This window comes from Thermopirellula anaerolimosa (assembly GCF_054657335.1).
This window is the reverse complement of sequence record NZ_BAAHYX010000006.1, coordinates 2,643,950-2,660,175: the sequence shown is the minus strand read 5'-3', so window position 1 is coordinate 2,660,175 and position 16,226 is coordinate 2,643,950. Positions and strand designations below refer to the sequence as shown.

The 16,226-nt window shown below is 64.2% G+C and carries 9 protein-coding genes; 5 read left to right on the top strand and 4 right to left on the bottom strand.

All coding sequences use genetic code 11. The features are described from left to right. Positions 1-33: 33 nt before the first annotated feature. Positions 34-630, bottom strand: a complete 597-nt coding sequence (locus ACYQ6J_RS15590; RefSeq protein WP_460185112.1) for an HNH endonuclease — start codon at positions 628-630, stop codon at positions 34-36. Between the two features lie 513 nt (positions 631-1,143). Here ACYQ6J_RS15590 and ACYQ6J_RS15585 point away from each other — a divergent pair. From ACYQ6J_RS15585 to ACYQ6J_RS15565, 5 genes are all read left to right on the top strand, one after another. Beyond that, positions 1,144-3,495 (top strand): ATP-binding protein, encoded by a 2,352-nt coding sequence (locus tag ACYQ6J_RS15585; RefSeq protein WP_460185111.1) that lies wholly within the window; start codon positions 1,144-1,146, stop codon positions 3,493-3,495. A gap of 314 nt (positions 3,496-3,809) precedes the next feature. Then, positions 3,810-6,182, top strand: a complete 2,373-nt coding sequence (gene rnr / locus ACYQ6J_RS15580) for a ribonuclease R (RefSeq protein WP_460185110.1) — start codon at positions 3,810-3,812, stop codon at positions 6,180-6,182. Between the two features lie 642 nt (positions 6,183-6,824). Continuing rightward, positions 6,825-9,422 carry an ATP-dependent Clp protease ATP-binding subunit gene (locus tag ACYQ6J_RS15575; protein WP_460185109.1) on the top strand — a complete coding sequence of 866 codons (2,598 nt, stop codon included), beginning with the start codon at positions 6,825-6,827 and terminating at the stop codon, positions 9,420-9,422. Positions 9,423-9,606: 184 nt separating this feature from the next. Then, entirely contained in the window at positions 9,607-11,019 is a 1,413-nt protein-coding gene (locus ACYQ6J_RS15570; protein ID WP_460185108.1) for a hypothetical protein, read from the top strand. 315 nt (positions 11,020-11,334) lie between these two features. Then, positions 11,335-11,640: a hypothetical protein gene (locus ACYQ6J_RS15565; protein ID WP_460185107.1), complete on the top strand. Its 306-nt coding sequence runs from the start codon at positions 11,335-11,337 to the stop codon at positions 11,638-11,640. A gap of 63 nt (positions 11,641-11,703) precedes the next feature. Here the strand turns inward: ACYQ6J_RS15565 and ACYQ6J_RS15560 are convergent, their stop codons facing one another. The 3 genes from ACYQ6J_RS15560 to ACYQ6J_RS15550 all read right to left on the bottom strand — a co-directional run bounded on the left by ACYQ6J_RS15560 (position 11,704) and on the right by ACYQ6J_RS15550 (position 16,094). Beyond that, positions 11,704-12,732, bottom strand: a complete 1,029-nt coding sequence (locus tag ACYQ6J_RS15560; protein WP_460185106.1) for a CNNM domain-containing protein — start codon at positions 12,730-12,732, stop codon at positions 11,704-11,706. Continuing rightward, positions 12,729-14,060: a CNNM domain-containing protein gene (locus ACYQ6J_RS15555; protein ID WP_460185105.1), complete on the bottom strand. Its 1,332-nt coding sequence runs from the start codon at positions 14,058-14,060 to the stop codon at positions 12,729-12,731. Before ACYQ6J_RS15555 ends, ACYQ6J_RS15560 begins: the two co-directional genes overlap by 4 nt. Before the next feature lie 111 nt (positions 14,061-14,171). Continuing rightward, on the bottom strand, positions 14,172-16,094 hold the full coding sequence (locus ACYQ6J_RS15550; RefSeq protein ID WP_460185104.1) for an ABC transporter permease subunit: 1,923 nt from the start codon (positions 16,092-16,094) through the stop codon (positions 14,172-14,174). Between the last annotated feature and the right edge of the window lie 132 nt (positions 16,095-16,226).

Here is a 16,226-nt window from a genome sequence, read left to right as displayed (position 1 = left end):
GCGGACGATCGAAGGCGTTCGACGACGCCGGACCTACCTTTCCAGCGTGACGTTCCAGTAAGCCTCGCTCACGAAGCGGGTCCAGCTTTCGACGCGGATTTCCCGCGCCGCATAGAGCGGCCGCCACTTGGGCCGAATCGGCTTGCGGCGGAGTTTCATGCCCGCCTCTTCCGGAGTGCGGGAACCTTTGCGGCGGTTGCAATCCGTGCAGGCCAGCACGCAGTTCTCCCAGGTCGATTCCCCACCCTTGGCCCGGGGAATGACGTGGTCGATGGTCAGCAACTCTGCCGCCAATTGACGACCGCAATACTGGCAGGTGTTGTGGTCCCGCTTGAATAGGTTGCGGCGACTGAAGGGCACACTGTGGAACGGTACCCGATCGAACTCCTTGAGGGCGACCACCTCGGGCACACGCAGTCGCAACGACACCGATTGGATGAACGGATCTCCGTCCACGGGGGCCAATTCCGTCCAATCCGACCAGGTGTACATGCTGAAGTCGTCGGGGTCGACGATCAGGGCGGTCCCTTGATAGACCATCACCAAGGCGCGGGCCACCGTGGCGACATGGATGGGTTGCCAGTCGCGGTTCAGCACCAGCGTGGGTCGCTGCAAAATAGCAGAGTTCACTTCCGGCACCTTTTCAGCCAAAGGAATTCGCGCTCGCCGCTCCGCACGCGCGGGGCCGAGTATGCCGCGTCTTGCCGCCGCTGCCGGGTAAGCGCGCCTCCGGTCCTCGATTCGCCGGCGAGGCGTTTACCCGATCGGCGACCCGTCCACAAGACCCACTGCCGTTCACTTTATCAAGGGCACGCCGCCGAGACAACATCCGAGTGACACCCCGTCCAAGGAAGGGGAGCGACCGAACCGTCGCCACAATCCATCCAACCGATCCTGCCGATGTACGCGCGGAGGAACGCAAGACGAGGGCGGGTTCGGGTGGGATGTCGAGTGCTGCGTCGAACTCGCGCCTTTTCGCAAAAGTGTCTCGCGCGAAAGCGGGCGAAATCGCAGAAGCTGGAATGATCTTTCCCCAAGGCCCTCATTCGGTGAGCTATGGTTCTTTGGATCAGTGCGGACGACCCGCACAAGATTCCGCTTTGATCGGAAAACCGATATTGTGGATCACCTCCAAGTCCTGCCATGAAAACCAGCGTCGTAGGGCACGCCGGCAAATCCCGCGAGTCGTGGACTCGCTGCGATATCATCATTTCAGCGGTGGCGCTGGTGTCCGTGCTGTTGATCACGGTCCCCGCCGCGCTGAACCCCACCCCCGCCGCGCTGGGCTACGCCGCCGCGCTCCTGGCGGCCTTCGCGATGATATTCGTTTTCGCGCAGCGCAACGGGTACCGCCTTGCCGCTCTTCAGAAAGAGTGGCAATCGATGTACAGCCTGCTCATTCACGACGCGGTCGCGGCCATCGCCTTCCATCGACTCATCCGAGATGCGAACGGACACCCCATCGACGACGTGATCCTCCAAGCCAATCCAGCCTTCGAACGCCACACGGGACGTGATGTGGAGTCGGTGGTGGGCCGACCGCTGTCCGAGGTGTTTCCCGGTTTTCGCGGAACCTCGTATTTCGCCCACGTGTGCCGCACAATGGAGACCGGCATTGCCACCCACTACGAAGACTATTTCGAACCGCTGAAGCGATATTACGATGCGCATATTCACCCTTTGGGCGGGGATCGCTATGCGGCAGTCTTCGTCGATATCACGGACGGCAAGCGGCGCGAGGAGGATCTCCGCCGACAGAGTGAAATGAGGCGATTGGAGGGGGAGACGCTCCGCGCGATTCTCGACGCGGCACCCGCCGCCATGATTCTGTTGGCTGAAAACGGGGCGGTAGAACACATCAATCGAGTGGCCGAGCGTTTGGTCGGCACGGATCAAGCCGAATGGCTGGGTCGCCAACCCGGCGACGGATTGTGTTGCGTCCACGCGGCGGCGGCGCCCGGCGGTTGCGGGACGGGAAACGCATGCAAGGATTGCCCGATTCGTAACGCCATCAATACCGCGCTAAAGACAAGCACGCCGGTTTACGACTGCGAAGTAGAGCGCGAACTGACAATTCACGGCGAACGACACTGTTTTTGGTTCTCGCTCAGCGCGGTCCCCGTCGCGCTGGGGCGAGATCGCCGCGTCTTATTGGTCCTGACGAACATCACGCAGCGGAAGTCGGCCGAAGAGGAACTGCGCCGGACGGCGGAGGCCTTGGCCGCGGCCAAAGAGGCCGCCGACCAGGCCAACCGCGCCAAGAGCGTCTTCCTCGCCAACATGAGCCACGAAATCCGCTCGCCCATGAATGCCATCCTCGGCTTCGCGGAGATTTTGGCCGGTTCGCTTTCCGACCCCGCCCATCTCGATGCCGTGGACTCCATCCGGCGCAACGGACAGTATCTCTTGCAACTCATCAACGACATCTTGGACCTCTCCAAAGTGGAGGCGGGCAAGATGACGATCTCTCGGCAACCCGTCGCGACCGCGGAACTGATCGGCGACGTCCTCGCCCTCATGCGCGTGCCTGCATCGGGAAAGAATCTCAAGCTCTCCGTGGAAGTTCGCGACGCCTTCCCCGAAACGATCCACAGCGACCCCATTCGCTTGCGGCAGATTCTCATCAATCTGCTGGCCAACGCGATCAAGTTCACCGAGGTGGGCGAGGTCGTCTTGACCGTCGGTTTAAAGTCGGACGCGGCCGGCCCGCCGCGCTTGGTCTTCGAAGTCCGCGATACGGGGATCGGCATGACGCCGGAGCAGATGTCGCGGATATTCCAACCCTTCAGCCAGGGCGACGATTCGACCTCGCGACGATTCGGCGGGACCGGTTTGGGTCTGGTCATCAGTCGCAGATTGGCGCGTCTGCTGGGCGGCGACATTTCGGTGCAAAGCGAGCCGCGCAAGGGGAGTTGCTTCACCGTGACGATCGACCCCGGTCCGCTGGAAGGCGTCCCCTTGCGGCGGAGTCTATCCGAGGTGTCCGAGCACGGCGCGAAGCGGACATCGTCCGACGACGGCAAGAAAAGTCCGCTTCCCACGCTGCCGCCCGGTTGCCGGATTCTGTTGGCCGAAGACGGTCCCGACAATCAACGCTTATTCGCGTTCCTGTTGCGGAGGGCGGGCGCCGAGGTGACGATCGCGGAGAACGGCCGAATCGCCTGCGAGTGCGTGTTGGGACACGACGCATCGCCGGAGGAAGGCGACCGCGCCGGCGACAAGGCCTTCGACCTGATTTTCATGGACATGCAGATGCCGGAAATGGACGGCTATACGGCCGCGCGACGACTGCGAGAGGCCGGAGTGACCACCCCCATCGTCGCCCTCACGGCGCACGCCATGCCGGAGGATCGCGAGCAATGCCGGGCCGCCGGTTGCGACGACTACCTCTCGAAACCTTGCGACGCGCGTACGCTGCTGGGTAAGGCGGCGGAGTGGATCGGCCGATCGGCACGCATCGCCGCGCCCGAGATGAGCGGCACGCAAACCGCCTGAATCGCGCGCCCCGCCGAGGACGCCGCCGGCGACGCACGATCGCCGAATCGGTTCGGGTGGAGTTGTTTTCCTGGCCCACGTCGGCGATAATGAGCCAAGTCTTCATCGAGTTCCTTGGAGTTCACTCTTATCCCGCCCGAGTTTCCTCATCGAGTCCGACTCTCCGCATTCGGTCGTCTGTCGGCGGATCGGTGCATTTGCTATCTTGGTTGCCAAGCTCGGCCGAGGCGGCGCTGCGCACCGCGCTTGGACGCGCAACCCGATCAAGCTCATGCCGAAGGGGCGGGAATTCTCTCTTTTACGAAGGTCATGTCATGAAACAAGTGTTGCAGGATTTGGAACGCGCGATCTTGGAGCTGGTGCAAGCCCCCGGCTATCAGGCGGTCAAGCCCAAGGCCATCGCCAAACTACTGAAGGTACCGTCGGAGGAGTCGCATCTGGTCCGCAAGGCGGTCAAGCGGATGGTCTCGGCCGGGCTTTTGGAGTTCGGAACGGGGCACCTGGTGTATTTGGCGGGAAAGCGAAAGGGCGAAGACAAGAAGCCCGCCGCCGAAATCATCGGCGTCTTTCGCCGCCGCGAAGCAGGCTACGGATTCGTGCGTCCGCGAGGAGCGCCGGAGGGGGCCGGAAAGGAAGACGACATCTACGTCCCCCCGGAATGGAGCGGGGATGCCTCCAGCGGCGACCTGGTCCGCGTGCGGTTGGCCCACCGCGGCGGCGCCAAGCGGCGCGGCCTGGGGCCTGCCGGTCAAATCGTCGAAGTCCTCGAGCGGCAGACCTCGCGATTCGTGGGGACGTACTTCGAAGAGGAAGGCATGGGCTACGTCCAGGTGGACGGCACGGTCTTCGCGCAGCCGATCTTTGTGGGCGACGCCGGGGCGAAAAGCGTCCGCGCCGACGACAAGGTCGTCATCGAGATGCTCCGCTTTCCCAACCACTATCGCCGCGGCGAAGGGGTGATCGTGGAGGTCTTGGGACCGCTGGGCAAGCCCGGCGTGGATACCCTGACCGTCCTGCGAGAGTTCAATCTGCCCGGCGATTTCCCGCCCGAGGTCTTGGCCGACGCCCGCGCTCGCGCCGCGGAGTTCCAGGAAATCGTCCCGCCCGACCGTTACGACGCCACGAACGAACTGACAATCACGATCGACCCCGAGGACGCCCGCGACTTCGACGACGCCATCTCGCTGGAACGGTTGCCGGAAGGCGGGTGGCGTTTGGGGGTGCACATCGCGGACGTGTCGCATTTCGTTGCACCGGGTTCGCCGCTGGATCGCGAGGCCCGCGACCGCGCCACCAGCATCTACCTGCCGGATCGCGTGATCCCCATGCTGCCGGAACTGATCTCCAACGGCCTGGCCAGCCTTCAGCCCGGCAAGGTGCGACTGACCGTCAGCGCGTACATCGAATTCACGGGCGAGGGCATCAAGACCGACGTCGCCCTGCGGCGATCGGCGATCCGCAGCGACAAGCGGTTGACCTACGAGCAGGTGGACGCCTTTCTGGCCGACCCCGACGGAGAAACGCCGCGATTGGGCCGAAAGGTCGCCGACCTATTGATGCGGATGCGCGAGTTGGCCGCCTTGCTGCGAGCCAGGCGGATGCGTCGCGGGGCCTTGGAACTGGTCATGCCGGAGGTCAAGGTGGACCTGGACCGCGGCGGGCACGTGATGGGCGCCCATGTGGTGCCCAATACCGAGAGCCATCAAATGATCGAGGAGTTCATGCTGGCGGCCAACGAGGCCGTGGCGGAAACGCTCTACGCCCGCGGTTGGCCCTTCCTCCGCCGCATCCATCGACCGCCGTCCTTGCGCAAACTGCGAATCCTGCAAGAGTTCCTGGATGGGTTGGGCTTTTCCGCCGACCAATTGGAGGACCGCTTCAGCTTGCAGCGCATTCTCAAGCACTTCACAGGCACGCCCCAGCAATACGCCGTGCATTACGCGGTGTTGCGGACGCTGCAACGCGCCGTTTACAGTCCGCGGGAAGAAGTACATTTCGCCCTCGCAAGCGATTGCTACTGCCACTTCACGTCGCCCATTCGCCGCTATCCGGACCTGACCGTCCACCGCCTGGTCCATGCCCTGCTGTTGGACGAGAATCCGCGGATCAATCCCGTAGAGTTGGTGGAATTGGGCGAGCATTGCTCGTCCCGCGAGGAACGGGCGGAAATGGCCGAGCGCGAGTTGGTGCGACTCAAGTTGCTGGCCTATCTCGGCGAACGCATCGGCCTGGAAATGGACGCCGTGGTGACGGGCGTGGAAAGCTACGGCATGTTCGTGCAAGGAATCGCCTTGCCCGCCGAAGGCCTGGTCCACATCGAATCGCTGACGGACGACTATTACCGTTTCGACCGCGCCACGCACAGCTTGACCGGGCATCGAGCGGGACGGCAATACCGATTGGGCGATTTGGTGAAAGTCGCCGTCGCCCGCGTTGATCTGGAGCGGCGGCAATTGGACCTGCGCTTGCTCGAACACCTAGGGAACCCGGGGCCGAACACCCTGGGCGACTCCCTCCGCACCTTCGACTGGAAGAAGCACAAGAGCGGCAAGACCCGCGAACCGCTGTCCACCACACCCCGGCCAACGCGGAAGAAAGCCGCCGGCGGATCCGCGAAGCGAGGGACGCAAGCCAAGAAGTCCGCCGGAAAGTCGGCCCAATCGAAGAGGAAGCGCCCCAGCGAGTGAACGCCGCCCCCAATCGGATGAGACGGCAAAGGCGACCGGACCGCGCCCGCCTGCCGGATATTGGCATCACCGGACCGCAAACTATCCGCTATAATTGCGTGGGAGCGGCGGGGGCCCGTGTCGTGACGCCTTCCCGTCAACGGACAAGCCGAACCAAAAACTAGGTTAAAGGCGCAAGTGCAATCGAATCGGGAAGCGACGAACGTGAGGTGATCGCGACAAAAGCTGCCGTTTTGGCAGGCCTTGAGGCACGCCGATCGACCGCAGCTCTGATCGCCGTTCCAAGGCGGAGGCAACGACGCGCCGAAACGCCACAAATGTGCCGCTTCCGTGGTGCGAACGGCCGCTTTCGCGGCGACTTGCTTATTTCCCTGCATGGCATACTATTTGCTTGGAGGGTAGAAGAATCCACGACAAAACACGAGCGGCGGGCCGTGGTCGCCCGATCCATCGCGTTGGGGTGCCGCTCACCCGGGACGCCCTCGACCAGATCCTGGCCCTGAAGCCCAAGGGAGATTGCGGCGGGTCGCACCGTTCGGGGGCGGGAATTTCCGGGACATCGAGAAGCAAATCACGCCGATCTCGAACGGTCGTTTGGATGCCGGACGGGACGCGGCGATTGGGAAGGAGAGGTTGACAATCATGCCGTTTGAACGATTCACCGATCGTGCCCGAAAAGTGATTCAGCTCGCCAATCAAGAGGCGCAGCGATTCAATCATGAGTACGTCGGCACGGAACACATACTGCTCGGCCTGATCAAGGAGGGGAGCGGCGTCGCCGCCAACGTCCTGCGCAACCTGGACGTGGACCTCCGCAAGATCCGCCTGGAAGTGGAAAAGCTGGTACAAAGCGGGCCGGACATGGTCACCATGGGCCGGTTGCCGCTCACGCCGCGCGCGCGAAAAGTGCTGGAATACGCCACCGAAGAAGCGCGCAACCTGAACCACAACTACGTCGGCACGGAGCACATCCTGCTGGGTCTGCTTCGCGAACAGGAGGGCGTCGCCGCTCAGGTTCTGATGAACTTGGGACTCAAGCTCGAGGATGTTCGCGAGGAGGTGCTGAATCTGCTGGGTCACGGCAGCGAGGCGGCGGAAACGCCCGAGCGAACGCCCGGCGCCGGTGTGGCCGGAGAGGAATCTCAGGACCCGACGGCCAAGCCGAGTCGCTCTCGAACCCCCGCCCTGGATAGCTTCGGTCGCGACCTGACCGAACTCGCGCGGCAGGGCAAGCTCGATCCCGTCATCGGCCGGGAAAAGGAAATCGAGCGGACCATGCAGATCCTTTGCCGCAGGACCAAGAACAATCCGGTCCTGTTGGGCGAGGCGGGCGTCGGCAAGACGGCCATCGTGGAGGGCTTCGCCCAGCGGATCGTCCGCGGCGACGTGCCCGAGATCTTGCTCGAGCGCCGCGTCGTCGTGCTCGATTTGGCGATGATGGTGGCCGGCACCAAGTACCGCGGCCAATTCGAGGAACGCATCAAGGCGGTCATGAACGAGGTCCGCCGAGCGCAGAACGTCATCCTCTTCATCGACGAATTGCACACCCTGGTCGGCGCGGGCGGCGCGGAGGGGGCCATCGACGCCTCGAACGTCCTCAAACCGGCCTTGGCTCGCGGCGAGATTCAGTGCATCGGCGCCACCACTCTGGACGAGTATCGCAAGTACATCGAGAAGGACAGCGCCCTCGACCGGCGATTCCAAATGGTCATGGTCGAACCGAACACCAAGGAAGAGACCGTGGCGATCCTCCGCGGACTCCGCGACCGCTACGAAAAGCACCACCACGTGCAGATCACGGACGACGCGATCGAGGCGGCGGTGGAGCTTTCCAGTCGCTATATCACGGGCCGCTGCCTGCCGGATAAGGCGATCGACGTGGTGGACGAGGCGGGGGCCAGGGTCCATTTGAAGTCGATGACCCGACCGCCGGACCTCAAGGAAATCGACGAGGAAGTGGAACGCCTGAACAAGGAAAAGGAGGAAGCGGTCGCCAACCAAGACTTCGAGAAGGCCGCCCGACTCCGCGATCAGGCCGACAAGCTGAAGAAGAAAAAGTCCGCCATGATGCGCGAATGGCGGGAGAAATCCAGTTCCACGGACGGCGTGGTGGACGCCGAAGTGGTGGCCGAGGTCGTCTCCAAGATGACCGGCATCCCCTTGACCCGCATGACCACCGAGGACTCGCTCCGCCTGCTGAAGATGGAGGAGGAACTGCATCGCCGCGTGGTCAGCCAGGACGAGGCCATCAAATCCATCTCCAAGGCCGTGCGCCGCAGTCGCAGCGGACTGAAGGACCCCAAGCGTCCGGTGGGGTGCTTCATCTTCGCCGGGCCGACGGGCGTCGGCAAAACCCTGCTGGCCAAGGCCTTGGCCGAGTTCATGTTCGGCGATGAGGACGCCCTCATCCAGATCGACATGAGCGAGTACATGGAGAAGCACAACGTTAGCCGGTTGGTGGGTGCGCCTCCCGGTTACGTGGGCTACGAGGAAGGCGGCCAACTGACCGAAAAGATCCGCCGCCGGCCTTACTCGGTGGTCCTCTTGGACGAGATCGAAAAGGCCCATCCCGACGTCTTCAACATGTTGCTTCAGGTCATGGAGGAAGGCCGGCTGACCGACAGCTTCGGCCGCAACGTGGACTTCCGCAACACGATCTTGATCATGACCACCAACGCGGGCGCCGAGGCGATCAAGAACGAATCCGCCTTCGGGTTCCAAAAGCCCGACGACGACGCCAGTTACGAGAGCATGAAGCAGCGGGTCATCGAGCAGATCGAGAAGGTCTTCCGCCCGGAATTCCTCAACCGCGTGGACGACATCATCGTCTTCCGCCACCTGACCCAGAAGGATTTGGGCGACGTGGTCGAGATGGAACTGGCCAAAGTCCGCAATCGCTTGACCGAGCGCAATCTGGCCTTGGTGCTCACGGACGAGGCGAAAAAGTTGATCATCAAACGCGGCAGCAACCTCGACTTCGGAGCGCGACCGCTTCGCCGCGCCATCGAGAACTACATCGAGGACCCGCTGTCCGAGGAATTGCTCCGCGGCGAATTCGAAGGGAAGGACACCATCATCGTCCGGGTCAAGGAAGTCGGCGGCAAACGCCAATTGGCCTTCGAGGGCGTCACGGGGAAACCCGAGGAACTGCCGCCCGAGGTCTTGCAAGACCACCTGCCGGAAGCGGCGGGAGTCTCCGGAGGCGACGGCGGATCCTCCGCCTCCGCGTCCGCGAACTGAGCCTTCGCGCGGCGGCGTTCACGCACCTCGTTTTCCGATATCGCATCCTGAAACTCGCCGTCGGCACTTTTGCCCGCGGCGAGTTTTTGTTGGAATGATGCAGTGATGCGCCGTCCCCCGCGGCGCCGATTCGACGCAGAGGACGGCCCTCGGGGGGACGTTGGAAAACCGGGAGCGCTCCACCATGCAACCGAACCCGCTGAAATACGGCGAAACGCCGCAAGCGGCACGGCGTGCCGCCCTCCGCCCCACGTTCCCCTCCGCGACGGCGCGACCGCTTTTCGCCGCGGCGGTCGTCGCCACGCTCGTCGGTGTCGGGTGCCCCCGGTCCCAGGCTCCCGAACAAGAGCCGGTCCCCTTGGTGGAGCGGATCGGCGAATTGACGGAACTGCGCGGGACGCCCCTGGTGACGCTGCGCGAAGAGATTGCGCGGATCGAGGAGGAAAAGGGCTTGCCGCGGCAACTGACGGAAGCCCTGCCCCCGCCCGACGATAACCTGGCAGCGGTGTTCGTGGACCTCTTCCCCGCGGATCGCCTGCCGGGCATCCTTGCCGAGGCAGAGCAGTATCTCTCCGCCGGCGGCGGTCCGGACGCCCATCCCGACGCCCTTCGCGGGGCGAAAGCCTTCCGCGAGCGATTCGAACCGCAGCGGATCTCGGTCCGCCGCGCGTTGCGGCGACCGACGTGCGTGTTTCCCGTCCGCTTTACGGCGGGTTACGCGGCCGATCTGGGATTCCTGGACCAGGTTGCGGCGGCTATGAGACTGGAGGCCTTGTTCGCCTTGGAGGCCGCCGGCGAAGGCAGGACGAATGAAGCCGCCGATTCCGTGATCTCGCAGTTGCAACTGGCGGCGGCCTTGGCCGCCTGCAAGCATCCGCAGGTCCGTTTCACGGCGGCACGGCATCGCGCCGCCGCGCTCAACATGCTGCAAGAGGTCGTGTTGAGCAAGCCCCTCCACCGCGATGACATGCTCCGCGTCTTGAACGAACTGCGGCGACAAATCGCCGTGTGGCCCGCCGACGCCGATGCCTGGATCGGATTTCGCGCGCTGGGACTGCACGCCTTGGAAACGGCCAAGCGCGGGCGACTCTACGACATCCTCACGAACGAGGAAGTCGCCGAATTCCAAGAGCATTACGACATGAAGTCGCTGGTGGAACAAACGCGCAAAAACGCCGACGCCGACGCCCTGTACTTTGTTCGGGCGATGGCTCGCGTCATCGAGATCAGCGCCATGCCCTATACCCAACGACGTGCCGAACTCGATCGTTTGGCGACGGAATGGACGACCGCCTTGGCCGGCGAAACACCGCCCATCGTATCGTGCCGCGTGCTTTTGCCGGAGGTCCCGCCGGGGCACGAAATCCAGGCTCGCGACCGCGCCAATTTGGAGGCATGGCTCCTCGCCGTGCGGACGGCCCTGCAAGAACCGCCCGCGCAGACCCCGATCAATCCCTGGACGGGCGAACCCTATCAAGTCGAAGTGCACGACGGTTGGGTATATGTGCAGGGGATCGGGACGGGCGAGGTCGGGCGTCACGCGGCCATCGAGATTCCGCTGCTCCCCGCTCCCGGCAGGGGTCCGCCGTCGCCGTAACCGTCATCTCTCCCCTGCTTCCAAAACAGCGTCCTCGCGCCCGCCCCTAGTCCCACCGCAGGAATCGGCACACATTGGACTGCATGCGTTGAAGCGGGCTTGCCGAAAATTGCGGTCGCACCGATTGTTCAGACCTGCGGCGGGTCGCAATCCGCTGGGACGGCCTACCGGAATGGCGCCGCCGCCGTTTTATGGCGTATGGTTGCATAGACGCCGGTTGGCGCAATCTCCCTCGCCGGTCCCGCGACGGCGCCGCCGCGGGCAGCCTTGTGCTCGGGAAATCCCTCGCCGCCGACTCTTCGGAGAGATCACGCCATGCATCCCGCCCCGGAATACACCGCTTGCGACGACGGCGGTTCGTTTGCCGCCCCCGCCGGAACCTCGGAACCGCTGAACGCGGCGGCACCGCAAGAGACGCCCGTCTTCGTGGAACGCCGCAAAAACGCCCATCCCGGGCAGGCGATGGAACGCCGCCAATTCACCAACAGCTACGAAGAGCTTTCCCCGGAGGCCCGCGAGTTGGGACGCGCCGTCGACGAATACAAGTTCCGGCATCATCGCCGCTTCATCAACTACGAAGAATTGCTGGCGGTGATCCGCTCGCTGGGCTATCACAAGTAGCCGCCAGCGCCGTTCCAAGCAGCCTAACGCCCCCGGGCATCCGTCGCCCTTGTGCCCGACTCATCACCGCGAGGCGATTCCACTCGCTTCGGCGTCGTGCACCGACTCGGCCGACTGCCGAGCTTCTTCCGGCGCCAAAAGTGCTTGGCGGAGATCGCTTTCCAGGACGACCCCCAGCGTCGAGCCTGCGCGGTCCTGAACCAAAGCGATCGGCTCGCCGGATTCATAGAGCTGCGTCAGCACCTCGATCACCGTTTCATCGGCGGGGACGCGGATTAGCGAGCGACGCTCCACCTGGTCGGTCTCTCCCTGCCGCAGCAAGACGGATACGGCGGACAGATAACCCGCGGGCCGGCGTCTCCGCTTCGGGTGCCGGAGCAGCACGAAGGGCGGATCCGGTCGCATCGCCGCTTCGATCTCCCCGTCGGGCGCGTTCCAGGGCACGATCGGGAACTCCGCGAGGGGCCGCATTCGCGCGGTAATCGGCTGGGACGCTGCGGCGAAGAGTCGGGCGGCCAAGACCCGCTGAACGTCGAACAAAAGCCCCGCCTCGCGCGCCTCGTCCAAGATGCGGCGCAACTCCCGGTCGGCGATGAAGGATCGCACGTCCTCCGGTGCCGCCGAAAAAAGGACCTTCGAGAGACGGTTCCAAAGATACAACAGCAGCGAGACCGGCATGAAGAGGACGGCGAAAAAGATCAGCAGCGGGCCGAACCGTTGCAGCGTGGCGAACGGGGCCTCCAACCCCAACCGTTTCGGCAACAGTTCGCCGCACAGAAAGAGAAGCGGCGCCGCCAATAGGGCCGCCGCCGTCTCCGCGGCCGCGCCCCGCAAATTCGCGGCGTTGTGAATGATCAGGATGACGCCCATCGAAAAGACGTAATTGGCCACGTTGTTGCCGACTAGTACGGTGCCGATGAAGAGCCAGGGCCGGGCGGCGATCCAGGCCACGGCGGTCATGACGCGATCGCCGGTCTTCGCCGCCAATTCCAGGCGCAGCCGCGCCACGCGGTAGAGCGCGGTCTCCGATCCGCTGAACAGGCCGCTCAAAAGCAGACCGACCGCGGTCAGGATCAAGGCCAAGGCGATCACGGACCGGCCTCCTCGTCCTCCTGCAAACGCCGTCGCAGTTCCACGACGACCGGCTTATCGCGGCGGACCTGGACGACGCGGAGTCGGAACGGTCCCCAATCGCATTCGTCGCCCACGCGCGGAACCCGCTCCAATTGCTCTTGCAGCACGCCGGCGATCGTGAAATGGCGAGTGGGGGGCAAGGTCAGGCCGAAGAACCTCCCAATGCGGCGGACGCCGGTGATACCCGTCACCTGCCACACCCCCGCTCCCACCCGACGGATCGACATCCGCCGCCACAGCATCTCGCTGCGCCCGGTCTGGGGGGCAAAGATTCGCCGCAACAAGTCATCGACGGTCACCAGGCCGACCGTCTCGCCGAATTCGTTGACGACCGCCGCCGCGGGCTTTCGTTCGCGCCAAAGCATCTCCAAGACCGCGCCCGCCGAGGTCTTCCAGGGAACGTAGATCACCGGTTCGGCGAGGCGGTCCAAACCCATCGCCGCGGAGGGCTGCGAATCCGCGATCCGACGGGCTTCATCGCCCTCCCCCGCGCGGATCGCTTGCGAGTGCCGCAACAACGTCTCGGGCGACAGGGCCGCCACGATTTCGTCTTCGTCGTCGCAGATCACGAAGTAGCCGCTCGGCGGTATCCCCGCTCGCATGTGCTCCCGCGTCAAAGGCGAACGGTGGTGCCGAATCTCGGTCCGGGGTCGCATCACCTCCTCGGCCGACAGGTCCGACAGTTGCAACAAATTCTGAATGGTTTCGTACTCTCGCTGGAGCGCCACCGCCGGCCCATACGTCTGCGTGACCGCCAATTCCAGGTCCCGGAATCGCAGATAAGGCTCCGGGCGAAAACCGGGGCGCAGCACGCGGAGCAAAGCCGCCGCAATTCTCTGCAGAAAACCGAGGATCGGCGATGCGATGCGTACGGCGGGCGAAAGCAGGAATGGGGCGATGCCCGCGAATCGTCGGGCGACCAACAGGGCCAGGCTCTTCGGCAGCATTTCGCTGAAGAGGATCAGGACGAAGACCGACGCCCCGGCGAACGCGCTCGCCCAGTCGGCCCGTCCGGACGCCTGCCAGCGGAGCGTGACGATCGAAGCCAGCGTGAAATAGGCGAAATTGACGATCAGGTTCCAAAACAGGATCGCGGTCAAGAGTCGCTGGGAATCGCGGAGGAGGGCGACGGCCAACCGCTCGCCCAGGGTGCCTTGGGCCATGGCTTCGCGGTCCGCCGCCCGCAGCGAAAAGAACGCCGCCTCGCTCGCCGAAAAGAAGCCCGACGCAACCGCCAGGGCGGCCATCGTCAGCATCAGCGGCGCCACCATCCACCATTCGGTCACCGGACCGCGGTCTCCCATCGCAATGGACGCGACTCGACGCGAAATCCTCCTCCGCCCCGCCGCAAGTGCCGGAAGGACGTCGGCAAGCGGCGGTGGGCCGCGTTCATGGCGTCACGTCTCGTCCAGGCTGGTCCTTCCCGTTGCCAAATCGAATTCATCCACGGCCGGAATGAGCATGGCCGCCGTGGCGAATCCGTAGGCCCCCGTCAACGCCAAGAAGGCCAGGTGCGTCTGTCCCAGAAATAGGCTGGTCAAGGCGTAGAAGGTGGCCAGCGGGCAAGCAAACGATGCCAAGGCAATGGCGTTGGACGGATTGCGCGATCCCAGCGCCAAGTACAGGCCCGCCCCGCCGCCGATCATGAATGCCAAAAAGGGATGAAGCTGGGCCTGAAACGATCCGCTGAACGCCAGCATCACCCGCATGCACACCGCCACGCCGACAAACAGGAAAAACACGGTGCCCAGGCTGGCGGCGATGGCGTTGCGCGAACTGGGGTAGGTCAGCCCGGCGTGCAGTCCCAGCATGGCGACGAACCCGTACAGCAGGCCCAAACCCACGATCAGGTAAAAGAAGTTCTCAGCGGAGACCCGTCCCTGCCAATAAAGATACCCGCACAGCAGCAGCGGCAGGATCACGACCTCCTTCACGTTGTAGAACGTGCCCAGCAGTTTGCCGAAGACGAACTCCTTGGGCGTGACCTGAGAAACCAGGATCAAATCCAGCGTGCCCGCGTCGCGCTCGGTCGTCAGCGCCGTGACGGCCTGAGTGTTCACCAAAATCAGGCTCAGCAGAAAGAGCGGCACCAACACCGCGGCGGGCAGAATCGAGAAACCCGCCTCGGGTCGCTGAAGAAACGCCAGCGCCGCCGCGGCAGCGGCGAAGAGCGTCAGGTACGCCCCTTTGACCAAAAGCACCTTGCGCCCGTAGGCCCATGTGCACACTTCGCGCCACAACACCGGGTTGTCCCAGACGTGGCGGACCTTCGCCTTCTCTCGGACGACCGTGGTCGCCGCGTCGCCCGGTACAGGCACGTCGCGAGGCGTCTCGCCCGCCTCTCCGTCTTCCTCCTCGGCCGTCGCCCGTCCGCGTGTCTCCCATTTGGTCGCCCAATCCTGCGCGGCCTCCTCGACCGCAACGCTCGATTCGGCGCTGCCTTGCGCCGCACCCGCAAGCCCCTCGACCAGGGTCTTAAGCTCGGCGGGGCGGAGTCGCCGGCGCAAGGCGTCGGGCACCAAGTTCCAGGTCCGCACCCGAAGCACCGCGATTCCCGCCGTGATCGCGAATACGGCGACTGAAAAAAACGCAAAGGCGAGTAGCGGCGAAAGGCCGAAAACCGATAGCGAGGCGTCGGGCACGGGTCGGCAGGACTCCAAGACCGCTCGCCAGGGACTGAAGACCGCCGCCCAAACGCGACACGATGCGCCGCCCCAGGAATCCCCCAGCAATCCGGCGGCAACGACCTCGCCCAGCGCCAACCATAACACCAGCGCCATGATGGTGACGGCCAAGGCCTGGAACGTCTTTTCACGCCAAAATGCCGCCGTCGTGCCCACGGCGCCGCCCAGCAACACCGCCGCCGCGGTGACGCCGAAACTGAGAAGTATCTGGCGTTCGGAGATGCCGCCCAGCAGGGCGCTGAGCATAAAGACCGGCACGCCCGCCGCCAGCATCGAGAAAAAGGTCACCAGGCTGCCCAGCAGTTTACCCAGCACCAACTCGCGATTCGTCAACTCCGTCATCAGCAGCAGGTCGAGCGTCCGCCGGTCCTTTTCCTGGCACACGCTCCCGGCGGCGATCACCCCGGCGGCGAAAAAACTCACCAGGGCTTGCAGCGGCGCGGCGATTTGGAACCACGCCATGCCGAATCGGGCCGAGTCGCCCACGTCCCGAATGTACTGCGTGCCCGTCACCACCAGCCAAGCCGTGCACATCAACAAAAGCAGGATAAGCACGTACATGGCCCGGGCGACGTAAAACTGCCGCCGTCGCGGGCGAATCGTCAGCTCGCGAGTGAGAATAGGTCCCGCTACCAATGGCAACCCTCAAAACCTAAAGGAAAACGACGGCGTCGCAAAAATCCGAAAATTCCGCCCCTTGGGGAACAAAACCCCCGCCGCCGAGCGCTAGTGCGTACGCACGCCTTACCGAAGCGGTTCAAAGCTTGG

What these genes read in the sequence shown, in the direction of transcription:
- ACYQ6J_RS15585 (WP_460185111.1), top strand. Translation starts at nt 1,144, where the DNA reads ATGAAAACCAGCGTCGTAGGGCACGCCGGCAAATCCCGCGAGTCGTGG.
- rnr (WP_460185110.1), top strand. Translation starts at nt 3,810, where the DNA reads ATGAAACAAGTGTTGCAGGATTTGGAACGCGCGATCTTGGAGCTGGTG.
- ACYQ6J_RS15575 (WP_460185109.1), top strand. Translation starts at nt 6,825, where the DNA reads ATGCCGTTTGAACGATTCACCGATCGTGCCCGAAAAGTGATTCAGCTC.
- ACYQ6J_RS15570 (WP_460185108.1), top strand. Translation starts at nt 9,607, where the DNA reads ATGCAACCGAACCCGCTGAAATACGGCGAAACGCCGCAAGCGGCACGG.
- ACYQ6J_RS15565 (WP_460185107.1), top strand. Translation starts at nt 11,335, where the DNA reads ATGCATCCCGCCCCGGAATACACCGCTTGCGACGACGGCGGTTCGTTT.